Below are 12,708 nucleotides of genomic sequence, written 5' to 3'. Positions count from 1 at the left end.
CACCGTGCACGGCCGCACGCGCGTGTGAGGAGAGTAACCCGGTGTGGTGGCAGTGGTTGCCGGGCTCCCGAGAACACCCCACGGTGACCTCATCCCGCACAAGATCGGAGAGCACTATGCGCCTTGCCCGCCGGGCCGTCCTCGCCCTCGTCGCGGCGCTCGCCATGAGCGTCCCGGTGTCCGCCGCCGCCCAGCCGTCCGGCATGTCCTACAGCTTCGGGTACTCGCTGCGGCTGGAGACCGCGCGGACACCGGAATCACTCACGACCGCCGTGACCGCGGAACTGGCCCGGCTGTTCCCATTCAAGTCCAACTGCGCTGTCTTGCCACCGGTCGGCGGCAAGTGCGACCTCTACGCGATCCCGAACGTCGCTATGTGGAACGCGGTAAACCCGGTGCAGGTGAGCGGCCGAACCGCGACGGGATGGACGTTCCACACGCTTCCCGGTCACGGGGAAGGCGCAGGCCGCACCATCACGTTCTCCTTCGACTGGCTCGGCTCCGCGCCGACGTTGCAGGTGCGCGGGGAGGGACCGTATTCGCAAGAGGTCTGGAACACGGTCTTCTCCGGCGCGGCGTTCAAGGTCTGGCAGAGGCTTGCCGACAACGTGTCAGCCGCGTTCTAGCGGCTTGGTCGCAGGGTCTTAGACCACAGAGAGACGCCGCTACCGTCGCGCAGGTAAACGGTGAGTTCGCCGCTCCGCCCGTCGACCTGCACCTCCCCGAAATGCTGGAACCCCAGCAACGGCGAGGTGTTGGCCGCGGGCGGGGCGTGCACGAACACCGCCTCCGGGCCGAAGGTCGGGTCGAGGACGTTCGGCCCGAAGGCCCCCGCGTGCAGCGGCCCGGACACGAACTCCCAGAACGGCTCGAAGTCCCCCACCGCCGCCCGATCCGGCGAGTAGTGGTGCGCGGCGGTGTAGTGCACGTCGGCGGTAAGCCAGACCACGTCGGACACCCGGCGCTGGGCAAGCGTGCGCAGGACCCACGCCAACTCGTGCTCTCGACCACCCGGCACGCCGGGCAGTCCGTTGGCGACGCCCTCGATGTGCGCCCCGTCCGGCACGGTCAGCCCGATCGGCAGGTCGGCGGCGACGATCTTCCAGGTCGCGCGGCTGCGGCTGAGGCCGTCGACCAGCCACCGCGCCTGCCGCTCCCCCAGCACCCGCCCCGCACCGTCCCTCGGCGCGGTGTTGGCGTCCTTGTAGCTGCGCATGTCGAGCACGAACACCTCGACGTGCTTGCCGTAAGCGAAGCTGCGGTAGATCCGCCCGTCCTCGGCGAGGCGCCGGTCGATCGGCTGCCACTCGTGGAACGCCTGGAACGCGCGCGCGGCCAGCACGTCGACCCGCTTCTCGGTGTACTGCGGCAAGTCGAGGATCTCGCCCGGGTACCAGTTGTTGACGACCTCATGGTCGTCCCACTGCACGATGGTAGGCACCCGCGCGGCGAAGGCGCGGACGTTGTCGTCAAGCAGGTTGTAGGCGAACTGGCCGCGGTACTCGGTCAGGGTTTCGGCGACCTTGGCCTTCTCCGGGGTCACGAGGTTCCGCCAGACGCGGCCGTCCGGGAGGGGCACCGTCTCCTTGAGCGGCCCGTCCGCGTAGACGGTGTCACCGCAGTTCAGGAAGAAGTCGGGGCGGCGGGCCGCCATCGCGGCGTAGGCCGTCATGCCGCCCAGGTCCGGGTTGATGCCCCAGCCCTGGCCTGCCACGTCGCCCGACCAGGTGAACCGGACATCGGCGCGGCCCACCGGCGCGGTGCGGAACGAGCCGACGAGGGGTTCGCTGGCGGCGCGGCCGTCCAGGTCCTCCGCACGGACCCGGTAGTGCACCTCGTGGCCTGGCGGCAGACCGGTGAGCCGCACCTTGCCGGTGCCGTCGGTGTCCGGGGTCAGCAGCGGCCCCCGCACGTGCCGGACGTGCCGGAACGACGGGTCGCGCGACACCTCGATCAGCATCCGGGCGGGCCGGTCGGACCGGGTCCAGACGAGGGCGCCGTCAGTGGTGACGTCGCCGGTCTGCACGCCGTGGGTCAGCACGGGCCGGGCCTTCGGGGAGGCGAACGCCACCCCCGGCACGGTCAGTCCCGCTACCGCCGCTATCCCGCCCGCTCTTAACAGTGTCCGCCTGGATAACCCGCGCTCATCAGTCATGGCGCCGTTGTAATCCCGGACCGCTGCGCGCGGGCCAACCGCACATGTCCTGCGGATGACGTTTCCGCGCGCGCCGCTACCCCTGCTGGCTCGGCAGCCTGCCCTCGGCCATGCGCTTGGCGACGTCGTGGCGCAGCCAGATCATCCAGGCCCAGGCGAGGCCGAACAGGACGCCGACCGCGCCGAGGGTGGGCACGGCGAAGTAGCCCAGGATCATCACGGCCTGCAGCGCCACCGCCAGCCAGATGCCCCAGGGTTTGCCGACGAACCCGCAGGCCAGGATCATCGCCAGGGCGAGGCCGCCGACCAGGCCGCCCTGCCAGCCCACCACGCCGCCGTCCATCTTGGCGATGACGAGCAGCGCCAGGAGCACCACGATCGCTTCCAGGATGAGCATCGCGGCCATGACGCCGCGGAAGCCCTTCATGGGGTCGGGGGGCGGGGCGTCGGTCATGCGGGCTCCTTGCCGAACAGCGCGCGGACCTCGCCCGCGGTGACGACCGAGCCGGTGGCGACCACGCCGCCGCCCGCGACGGGCTCGTCGGGGTCGTCGGTCTCCTCCGCGAGGCGGACCGCGGTCTCGATGGCGTCGTCCAGGCGGGCCTCGACGGTCACCCGGTCGTCACCGAAGATCTCGACGGCGATGGCGGCGAGGCGGTCGGGGTCCATGGCGCGCTGCGAGGAGTTGGTGGTGACCACCAGGTCGGTGAAGACCGGCTCCAACGCGGAGAGGATGCCGGTGGCGTCCTTCTCCGAGAGGACGGCGACAACGCCGACGAGCCGCCGGAAGCCGAACTCGTCGTCCAACGCCGCCGCCAGGGCCGCCGCGCCGTGCGGGTTGTGCGCGGCGTCGACGAACACGCTGGGGGCCATCCGCACGCGCTCCAGCCTGCCGGGCGAGACGACCGAGGCGAAGCCCTCCCGGACGGCCTCGACGTCGAGCTGGCGCTGGGCGCCCGCGCCGAAGAACGCCTCCACCGCGGCCAGCGCGAGCGCGGCGTTGGCGGCCTGGTGGGCGCCATGCAGGGGCAGGAAGATGTCGTCGTAGACGCCGCCGAGGCCCTGCAGCTTGAGGACCTGGCCGCCGATCGCGACGTCGCGCTGGAGCACGCCGAACTCCTGACCCTGGCGGGCCACCGTCGCGTCGACCTCGGTGGCGCGCTCCAGCAGCACGCGGGCGACCTCGGGGTCCTGTTCGGCGAGCAGCGCGATAGAGCCCGGCTTGATGATCCCCGCCTTCTCCCGGGCGATGCCCAGGATGTCGGGGCCCAGGTACTCGACGTGGTCGATGCCGATGGGCGTGATCACGGCGATGCGGGCGTCGGCGACGTTGGTGGCGTCCCAGGAGCCGCCTAGACCGGTTTCCAGGACAGCGACGTCTACCGGGGCGTCGGCAAACGCGGCAAACGCCATGGCGGTAAGCACCTCGAACTTGCTCAACCGCACGTCGGACTTGGCGTCGATCATCTCCAGGTAGGGCTCGACGTCCCGGTAGACCTCGACGTAGCGCTCCGGGTCGATGGGCGCGTTGTCGAGGCTGATGCGCTCGGTGACGATCTGCAGGTGCGGGCTGGTGAAGCGGCCGGTGCGCAGCCCGACGCGGGTGAACAGCGCGTCGATCATGCGGGTGGTGGAGGTCTTGCCGTTGGTGCCCGCGATGTGCACGACCGGATAGGCCTTGTGCGGGTCGGCGAGCAGGTTCACCAGCGCCGCGATCCTGGCCAGCGACGGCTCGATCTTCGTCTCCGACCACCGGGTGTCCAGCTCGGACTCGACCTGGTGCAGTTCCTCCAGCGCCCCGGGGTCCAGCTTGGGCACGCTCATTCTCCTTGGAGGTAGCCGACAGTCACCCGTCGAGTCTACGTGCGGGTTCCCGCACGCGGTCAGCCCGCCGGGAGCGCCGCGATGCGCGCCTGGATGCGGGTGATCTCGGCGGCCGCGGTGTCCCGCCGGGTGCGGATCTTGGCCACGACGTCGGCGGGGGCCTTGTCGGTGAACTTCGGGTTGCCGAGCTTGGCGTCGCACTGGGCGAGTTCCTTCTCGGCGACGGTGAGGTCCTTGGTCAGCCGCTTGCGCTCGGCGGCGACGTCGACCGTGCCCGACAGGTCCAACTCGACGGTGACGGCGCCGCCCGCGAGCGGGATCTCCAGCGACGCGCTGGGCGCGAACGCCTCCCCGGGAGCCTCCAGCCGGGCTAGCGAGGCGACCGCGGCCTGGTGCGCGGCGAGGCCTGCGGCGTCCACCCCAGACAGCCGGGCGGCGACCTTCTGCCCCGGCTTGACGCCCTGGTCGGCGCGGAACCGGCGGATCTCGGTGATCAGCTTCTGCACGCCCTCGATCCGGCGCTCGGCGTCGGTGTCGGCGGGCGCGCCCGACGCGGTCGGCCAGTCCGCGACGACCAGGGACTCCCGGCCGGTCAGGGACTTCCACAGCACCTCAGTGACGAACGGGGTCACCGGGTGCAGCAGCCGCAGCACCGTGTCGAGCACGTGGCCGAGCACCGCGCGGGTCGCGTCGGCGCGCGGGCCGCCCTCGGCGATCTGCGTCTTGGCCAGCTCCAGGTACCAGTCGCAGTAGAGGTCCCAGGTGAAGTGGTAGAGCGCGTCGCAGAGCTTGGCGAACTGGAAGCCGTCGAACAGCGCGTCCACTTCGGACACCAGGGCGTCGGCGCGGTCGAGGATCCACCGGTCGGCGTCGGTCAACTCGGCGCGGTCGGGCACCGGGCGGTCGGTGGTGGCGCCGTTCATGAGCGCGAAGCGGCTCGCGTTCCACAGCTTCGTGCAGAAGTTGCGCGAGCCCGCCGCCCACTCCTCGGCCAGCGCCATGTCGCTGCCGGGGTTGGCGCCGCGGGCGAGGGTGAAGCGGGTCGCGTCGGCGCCGAAGCGGTCGAGCCAGTCGAGCGGGTCGAGGACGTTGCCGCGCGACTTCGACATCTTCTTACCCTGCGCGTCACGGATAAGACCGTGCAGGTAGACGTGGTCGAAGGGCTGCTTTCCGTCCATCGCATAGAGGCCGAACATCATCATCCGGGCGACCCAGAAGAAGAGGATGTCGTAGCCGGTGGACAGCACGCTCGTCGGATAGAACTTGGCGAGGTCGGCGGTCTGGGCGGGCCAGCCGAGCGTGGACACCGGCCACAGGCCGGAGGAGAACCAGGTGTCGAGCACGTCGGGGTCCTGGGTCCAGCCCTCGCCCGATGGCGGCTCCTCGTCCGGGCCGACGCACACGACCTCGTCGTTCGGGCCGTACCAGACCGGGATGCGGTGCCCCCACCAGAGCTGCCGCGAGATCGTCCAGTCGTGCATGTTGTCGACCCAGTCGAAGTAGCGCTTGGCCAGCTCCGGCGGGTGGATCTGGGTGCGGCCGTCGCGCACCGCGTCTCCCGCGGCGCGGGCAAGCGGCTCGACGTTGACCCACCACTGCAAGGACAGCCGCGGCTCGATCACTGTGTCGCAGCGAGAGCAGTGGCCAACGGAGTGCAGGTAAGGCCGCTTCTCGGCGACGATCCTGCCCTCTTCGCGCAACGCGGCCACGACAGCGGGCCGCGCCTCGAACCGGTCGAGGCCCTCGAACGGGCCGGACGCGGTGATCACGCCGGTCGCGTCCATGATCGTCATGGACGGCAGGTCGTGGCGGCGGCCGATCTCGAAGTCGTTCGGGTCGTGCGCCGGGGTCACCTTGACCGCGCCGGTGCCGAACTCCGGGTCGACGTGCTCGTCGGCCACGACCGGGATACGGCGGCCGGTCAGCGGCAGCACGACCTCGGTGCCGACCAGGTGCCGGTAGCGCTCGTCGTCGGGGTGCACCGCGACGGCGGTGTCACCGAGCATCGTCTCGGCGCGGGTCGTGGCGACGACGATCGCGTTCTCGCCCTCGCCGTAGCGGATCGAGACCAGCTCGCCCTCGTCCTCGGAGTGCTCCACCTCGATGTCGGAAAGCGCGGTGCGACAGCGCGGGCACCAGTTGATGATGCGCTCGGCGCGGTAGATGAGCTGGTCGTCGTAGAGCCGCTTGAAGACGGTCTGGACGGCGCGGGACAGGCCCTCGTCCATGGTGAACCGCTCGCGGGACCAGTCGACGCCGTCGCCGAGGCGGCGCATCTGGTCGAGGATCTTGCCGCCGTACTCGGCCTTCCAGTCCCAGACGCGCTCGACGAACTTCTCCCGGCCGAGGTCGTGCCGCGAAAGCCCCTCACCGGCGAGCTGGCGCTCCACGACGTTCTGGGTCGCGATGCCCGCGTGGTCCATGCCGGGCAGCCAGAGCACCTCGTAGCCCTGCATCCGGCGGCGGCGGGTGAGCGCGTCCATCACCGTGTGGTTGAGCGCGTGGCCCATGTGCAGGCTGCCGGTGACGTTGGGCGGCGGCAGCACGATAGTGAACGGCGGCTTGTCGCTCGACGCGTCGGCGGTGAAGTACCCGGCGTCTACCCAGCCCTGGTACAGCTCCGCCTCTACCGCGGCAGGCTCCCAAGCCGGGGGAAGGTCGGTGCTGGGCAGGGTGGGGGTATCGGTCACGGTGGAAGAGTCTACGAAGGCCAGCGAAAACGGGTCGAGCCGGGCGCACGCCCCCGACTACCGTCCGTTCATGGCGGAGAGCGAGCGCCGGGCGCAGATGGCGCACAACGTCCGCTGCGACCCTTCCTTGCCGTACGACCCGCATTTCTCGCCTACCGGTCAACCGACAGCCATCTCGCGGCGCAACTTCGTGGAACTGTGCGAGCGGCAGACAGCAGAAGACGAGCGCTCTTATGAGGCTCTATGGCGCAGGCTCGGGCTGTCGGTGGACTGGTCTCGCACCTATACGACGATCGGTGAGCGGGCGCGGCGGCTCTCGCAGCGCTCTTTCCTGCGGCTGCTCGCGGCGGGCGAGGCGTACCAGGCCGAGGCGCCGACCCTGTGGGACGTCGGTTTCCGCACGGCCGTGACGCAGGCCGAGGTCGAGCACGGGTCAGCCGGGGCGCCTGGCACACGCTGCGCTTCTCCGACGGCGTGGAGGTCGACACGACCCGCCCGGAGCTGCTGCCCGCGTGCGTGGCGCTCATCGCCCGTCCCGACGACGAGCGCCACCGCGGGCTCGTCGGCACGACGGTCCGCACGCCCGTGTTCGGCGTGCCCGTGCCGGTGCTCACCCATCCGGACGCCGAGCCGGACCGGGGCAGCGGGTTGGTGATGTGCTGCACCTTCGGCGACCCGGCCGACGTGCGCTGGTGGCGCGAACTCGGGCTGCCGGTGCGCGCGGTGATCGGCCGGGACGGCCGGTTCCGGCCCGACCCGCCCGACGAGGTGCCCGCGACGCCTTACGCCACGCTGGCGGGGGCGACCGTCCACACGGCACGCGAGCGCATGGTGGCCCTGCTTCGCGAAGAGGGCGCGCTTGTCGGCGAACCACGGCCGGTGGAGCGCCCGGTCGCGTACTACGAGCGCGGCGACAAGCCGCTGGAGATCGCGTCCGGCAGGCAGTGGTTCATCCGGTCGGCCGAGCACCGGGACGCCCTGCTGGCGCGCGGCCGCGAGCTGGACTGGCGGCCCGAGCGCATGCGGGCGCGGTACGAGACCCGGGTGCGCGGCCTGGCGGGCGACTGGCTGATCAGCAGGCAGCGGTTCTTCGGCGTGCCGTTCCCGCTCTGGTACCCGCTCGACGCTAACGGCGAGCCGGATCACGCGCGCCCGATCCTGCCCGAGGTCTTGCCCGTGGACCCGGCCTCGGCCACACCGCCCGGGTATCGCGAGGAGCAGCGCGGTAAGCCGGGCGGGTTCGCCGCCGAGCCGGACGTGATGGACACCTGGGCGACCTCGTCGCTCACGCCGCTGCTGGTGTGCGGAGCCGACGACGACACGGACCTGTTCGCGCGGGAGACGATGCTCGACGCGCACGGCTCGGACGCGGTGCGCTACTGGGCCGCCTCCGGTCGGCCGGGCGTGGACACGGTGTTCGATGAGACCAAGATGCGGGTCGGCCGCAGGCTCGCGACGAAGCTGCTGCACGCGAGCCGGTTCGCGCTCGGCTTCCCGACGCCTTCGTCGGCCGCGGTGACCGAGCCGCTTGACGTGGCCGTCCTCGCCGAGCTGGACGCGGTGGTCGACGCGGCTACCGAAGCGCTGGACGCGGGCGAGCACACCGACGCGTTGGAACGGGTCGAGCGGTCTTCTGGTTCTGGTGCGACGACTACCTGGAACTGGTTAAAGACCACGCGTACGGCGACGGGCCGGGTGCGGAGTCGGCGCGGGCGGCGCTGCGGACCGGGCTGTCGGCGCTCCAGCGGCTGCTCGCGCCGTACCTGCCGTTCGTGGCCGAGGAGACCTGGTCGTGGTGGCAGGACGGTTCGGTACACCGGAGCCCGTACGGCTGGATCGCCGAGGACGCGGGTGACAACGGCTGGTTGACGCCGGTGGTGGTCGCGGTGCTGGAGGCGATTCGGCGGGCCAAGTCCCAGGCCAAGCGGTCCATGCGGGCGCCGGTCGCCGAGGTGGTGGTCGCCTGTGATCCCGACGTGGAGACCGCGCTGACCGCGGTCGAGGCAGACCTGCGGGCGGCGGGCGCGGTGCGCGAGTTTCGCTTCACTCGCTCCGACCAGGGGCCAGTCAGCGTCGAGGTCGTTCTCGAAGCCGAGTGAGCCGTGACGGCCAGTGCCCACCAAACGCCAGAAACGCGCACTCTGTGTACACCCATCCGAGAGCATCCTGTCCGATTTAGGCCATTCGGGTGACGCTGTGCGACGACAACCGGCCAATTCGACCGTTGGTCCGGCGTTGGATGCCGTTCACCGCAGAGCGGGCTGAGGTACGGATCTGTTTGCTAACACCCGCGCGGGCCGAATCGATGAGGTGTGCACCAGGCAGTCGACACCTCAACCAGTCCGGCCCGCCCGGTCTGGAGCGCCCTTGGGGGGCCGGTGAACCAACGCGAGTTCGGTGATCACGCAGCGTTACAAGACGCCGCGTGGCGCAGCAGCGTGCGCGAGACCGCGCGCGCGGACGTGAAGGCGATGCTCCGCGGCACCCGGCGGCGCCGGGCCGAGCGGTGGCTGGTCACGTCCATGGTGCTGGTGGCGATCGTGGCCGTGCTCATGCTCATGGTCGGCGTCGGCATGTTCGACCGGATGTTCGCCAAGTCCGACGAGTTCGCCGCGGACGGCCACGCCGAGCAGATGACCTCCCTGGCGCCCGCGGTCGACGTCACCCGCCCATTCGAGCGCACCCCCGCCGCCGCCTGGGCCGACGGCGCGGCGGGCATCGAGACGCCGCCGCCCATGCGCATCGGCGAGTTCAGCGCGGAGGAAGTGGCCGCGGCCACCGCGCGCGTCCGCGACACGCTGATCGCCAGCAGGCTCGACCCGGCGTTGCTGCGCCAGCACGACCCGAGCCGCTACCTGGGCCTGCTCGCCCCGGACGCGCGAAGACAACTGCAGCCGCTGTTCGGCACCGGCCGCGAGCCGGAAGCCCAAGCGTTGGTGAGCATGGTCGCCCACGGCAGCGAGTTACTCCCCGTGGACCCCAAGGTCAAAGGCACTATGCGCGTCGCGGCGGGCGGGCCGGACGAGCTGGTGGTGCACACCAACTACGTCTTCGCCTACGCGTTCACCGCCGATCCGAGCGCCCCGCCTCTCGACCCGATGGACTTCGTGGTCGTCGTGCGAGCCGACGTCGAGTACGTGCTGCGCGACGGCCCCCGCTGGACCGCGGGCAGCCAGGGCCTCTGGTACGGCCATGTCGGCGGCTACGGCTACTCGATCTCGTGCGACGCGTACAAGAAGGGCTTTCTCGCCCCCGCTTACCGCGACGAAGGTCTGACCCACACTTCGCAGAAGCAGGACCGCGGCACGTACTTCGACCCGAACGCCGCCCTGCCCGCCGAAAGCGGCTGCCCGTCCTAATACGCCCGCCTACCCCCGCCGTCAAGCCCCTCCGCTGATCTGTGGATGGTTTTCGGCCCTGTGGATAGTTTCTGGCAAACCCTCGCCAAGTGGCCCACGATGAGTCCATGGCAGGCAAACCCCCCGAGCAGGACGTCGACGAGTCGGCGCTGGACGTGACCCCACCCAAGCGGTGGGCCGCAGGCATTCCCGGTGTCATCGTGTCGCTGAAGCGCGGCGTCGAGCAGATGGGCGTGGCGCGGACGGCGACGACCCTGCGGCTGCTCAACCAGCGCGACGGTTTCGACTGCCCGGGCTGCGCCTGGCCCGAGCCCCAAGGGCCGGACCGCAAGATTGTCGAGTTCTGCGAGAACGGCGCCAAGGCCGTCGCGGAGGAAGCGACCACCTGGCGCGTCGGGCCGCGGTTCTTCGCCGAGCACCCGGTGGCGGAGCTGACCGAGCGCACCGACTACTGGCTGGGGCAGCAGGGCCGCATCACGCACCCGATGGTGCTGCGGCCAGGGGCGACGCACTACGAGCCGGTGTCTTGGGCGGCGGCGTTCGAGCTCATCGCGACGCATCTGCGCGCGCTGTCCACTCCGGACGAAGCCGTGTTCTACACCTCCGGCCGGACGAGCAACGAAGCCGCTTTCCTGTACCAGTTGCTGGTCCGCGGCTTCGGAACCAACAACCTGCCCGATTGCAGCAACATGTGCCACGAGTCCTCCGGCGCCGCGCTCGCCGAGACGACGGGCATCGGCAAGGGCTCCGTGACCCTGGCCGACTTCGCCAAAGCCGACCTGATCGTGGTGGTGGGGCAGAACCCGGGCACCAACCACCCGCGGATGCTGTCCGCGCTGGAAGAGGCCAAGGCCGCAGGCGCGCGGATCGTCGCGGTCAACCCGCTGCCCGAGGCGGGGCTGCTGCGGTTCAAGAACCCGCAGAACGCGCGCGGCCTGCTCGGCAAGGGCACCGAGTTGGCCGACGTGTTCTGCCAGATCAAGCTCGGCGGCGACCAAGCGCTGTTCCAGGCGATCGGGCACCTGCTGCTGCGCTGGGAGGCGGAGCGGCCCGGCACGGTGGTTGACCAGGCGTTCGTCAACGTCTGCACGCAAGGGTTCACCGAGTACGCCGACCACGTCCGCTCGGTGGACTGGGCCGCCGTCGACACCGCCACCGGCCTGCCGCGCGCGGAGATCGAGAACGTCGCGCGGCTGTTCGCGGAGTCCGAGCGGACGATTGTGTGCTGGGCGATGGGGCTGACCCAGCACCGGCACTCGGTGCCGACGATCCGCGAGATCGCGAACGTGGCGCTGCTGCGCGGGATGATCGGCAAGCCGGGGGCGGGCCTGTGCCCGGTGCGGGGCCACTCCAACGTGCAGGGCGACCGGACGATGGGCATCTGGGAGAAGATGCCCGAGAAGTTCCTGTCGGCGCTGGAGACCGAGTTCGGCATCAGCGTGCCCCGCGAACCTGGCCACGACACGGTCAGCGCCATCCGGGCCATGCGCGACGGCCGGGCGAAGGTGTTCATGGCCATCGGCGGCAACTTCGCCTCTGCGTCGCCGGACACCGCGGTGACGGAGGCGGCGCTGCGGTCGTGCGAGTTGACCGTGCACGTCTCGACCAAGCTGAACCGGTCGCACGTGGTCCACGGCCGCACCGCGCTGATCCTGCCCACCCGGGGGCGCACCGAGCGCGACACCCAGGCCAGTGGCGAGCAGTTCGTCACGGTCGAGGACTCGATGTCGGTGGTGCACCGCTCGCGCGGCAGGCTGGAGCCCGCGTCCGAGCACCTGATGTCCGAGGTCGGGATCGTGTGCGGGCTGGCGGAGGCGCTGTTCGGCCCCGACCATCCGGTGCCGTGGAGGGACTTCGCGGGCGACTACGACCTTATCCGCGAGCGCATCGCCCGGGTCGTGCCTGGCTGCGAGTCCTACAACGAGAAGGTCCGTCAGCCGGACGGCTTCGTCCTCCCGCACGCCCCCCGTGACTCCCGGGAGTTCACCGGCACCCGTACCGGCAAAGCCATGTTCACCGCGAACCCGCTGACCGTCCTGCACGTCCCTCCGGGGAGGCTGCTCCTGCAAACCCTGCGCAGCCACGACCAGTACAACACCACCATCTACGGCTTGGACGACCGCTACCGCGGCATCAAGGACGGCCGCCGCGTCGTCTTCGTCAACCCAGCCGACATCACCGCCCTGAGCCTCGCCGACGGCCAACTGGTCGACCTGGTCAGCGAATGGCCGAACGACCCCACCAGCACCCCCGAACGCCGCGCCGAGAAGTTCCGCGTCGTTGCCTACGCCACCACCCAGGGCTGCGCCGCGGCCTACTTCCCCGAAGCCAACTCCCTGATCCCCCTCGACTCCACCGCCGAGACATCCAACACGCCCACCTCAAAGTCAGTGGTGGTCCGCCTAGAACCCCACATTCCCCACCCGCACAACCCACCCCCGCCGCCAACCCCCACTACCACTCAGGAAGGAGGAAACACGCGCCCCTGAACCCCCACCGCCCAAGCGAAACCCGCCCGTTGCGGCCATCCCCCCAGCCCCAGCCAGCGCACTCCACAACGCCCGCCTGCCCGCCCGGATCGTGGGCCACACCCGAAGTGACCCATACCGCCGAAGCCCCGTCTCGCCCTCACCAGCCCGGCCCACCGGGCGAGGCCCGGCCCACCGGGCGAGGCCCGGCC

The 12,708-nt window shown here is 70.8% G+C and carries 9 protein-coding genes and 1 pseudogene; 6 read left to right on the top strand and 4 right to left on the bottom strand.

The window, feature by feature from the left end:
- The first annotated feature begins 116 nt into the window (after nucleotides 1-116).
- Nucleotides 117-626, top strand: a complete 510-nt coding sequence (locus ACZ6SD_RS09475; protein WP_465316458.1) for a hypothetical protein — start codon at nucleotides 117-119, stop codon at nucleotides 624-626.
- On the opposite strand, the gene ACZ6SD_RS09470 is transcribed toward ACZ6SD_RS09475, so the two are convergent.
- The 4 genes from ACZ6SD_RS09470 to ACZ6SD_RS09455 all read right to left on the bottom strand — a co-directional run bounded on the left by ACZ6SD_RS09470 (nucleotide 623) and on the right by ACZ6SD_RS09455 (nucleotide 6,669).
- Nucleotides 623-2,155 (bottom strand): alkaline phosphatase D family protein, encoded by a 1,533-nt coding sequence (locus ACZ6SD_RS09470; RefSeq protein WP_465316457.1) that lies wholly within the window; start codon nucleotides 2,153-2,155, stop codon nucleotides 623-625. The two genes, ACZ6SD_RS09475 and ACZ6SD_RS09470, sit on opposite strands and share 4 nt — an antisense overlap.
- Before the next feature lie 76 nt (nucleotides 2,156-2,231).
- Nucleotides 2,232-2,609: a DUF4233 domain-containing protein gene (locus tag ACZ6SD_RS09465; protein WP_465316456.1), complete on the bottom strand. Its 378-nt coding sequence runs from the start codon at nucleotides 2,607-2,609 to the stop codon at nucleotides 2,232-2,234.
- Nucleotides 2,606-3,979 carry a bifunctional tetrahydrofolate synthase/dihydrofolate synthase gene (gene folC / locus ACZ6SD_RS09460; RefSeq protein WP_465316455.1) on the bottom strand — a complete coding sequence of 458 codons (1,374 nt, stop codon included), beginning with the start codon at nucleotides 3,977-3,979 and terminating at the stop codon, nucleotides 2,606-2,608. The genes ACZ6SD_RS09465 and folC overlap by 4 nt, the downstream gene beginning before the upstream one ends.
- A gap of 59 nt (nucleotides 3,980-4,038) precedes the next feature.
- Entirely contained in the window at nucleotides 4,039-6,669 is a 2,631-nt protein-coding gene (locus tag ACZ6SD_RS09455; protein WP_465316454.1) for a valine--tRNA ligase, read from the bottom strand.
- A 70-nt stretch (nucleotides 6,670-6,739) separates the two neighbouring features.
- On the opposite strand from ACZ6SD_RS09455, the gene ACZ6SD_RS09450 reads away from it, so the two are divergent.
- The 5 genes and pseudogenes from ACZ6SD_RS09450 (at nucleotide 6,740) to ACZ6SD_RS09430 (ending at nucleotide 12,517) form a co-directional block, all read left to right on the top strand.
- A complete protein-coding gene (locus tag ACZ6SD_RS09450) occupies nucleotides 6,740-7,324 on the top strand; it encodes a class I tRNA ligase family protein (protein ID WP_465316453.1) in 585 nt (194 codons plus the stop codon).
- Nucleotides 7,324-7,998: pseudogene (locus tag ACZ6SD_RS09445) on the top strand (class I tRNA ligase family protein); the annotation flags it as partial. The gene ACZ6SD_RS09450 and the pseudogene ACZ6SD_RS09445, both read left to right, overlap by 1 nt.
- A 326-nt stretch (nucleotides 7,999-8,324) precedes the next feature.
- Entirely contained in the window at nucleotides 8,325-8,768 is a 444-nt protein-coding gene (locus ACZ6SD_RS09440) for a class I tRNA ligase family protein (protein ID WP_465316581.1), read from the top strand.
- A 339-nt stretch (nucleotides 8,769-9,107) separates the two neighbouring features.
- On the top strand, nucleotides 9,108-10,028 hold the full coding sequence (locus ACZ6SD_RS09435; RefSeq protein ID WP_465316452.1) for a hypothetical protein: 921 nt from the start codon (nucleotides 9,108-9,110) through the stop codon (nucleotides 10,026-10,028).
- A gap of 107 nt (nucleotides 10,029-10,135) precedes the next feature.
- Nucleotides 10,136-12,517, top strand: a complete 2,382-nt coding sequence (locus tag ACZ6SD_RS09430; RefSeq protein ID WP_465316451.1) for an FdhF/YdeP family oxidoreductase — start codon at nucleotides 10,136-10,138, stop codon at nucleotides 12,515-12,517.
- The last annotated feature ends 191 nt before the right edge of the window (nucleotides 12,518-12,708 follow it).

The organism is Actinokineospora sp. NPDC051303 (assembly GCF_055586285.1).
This window is presented reverse-complemented; position numbering and strand designations above follow the sequence as displayed.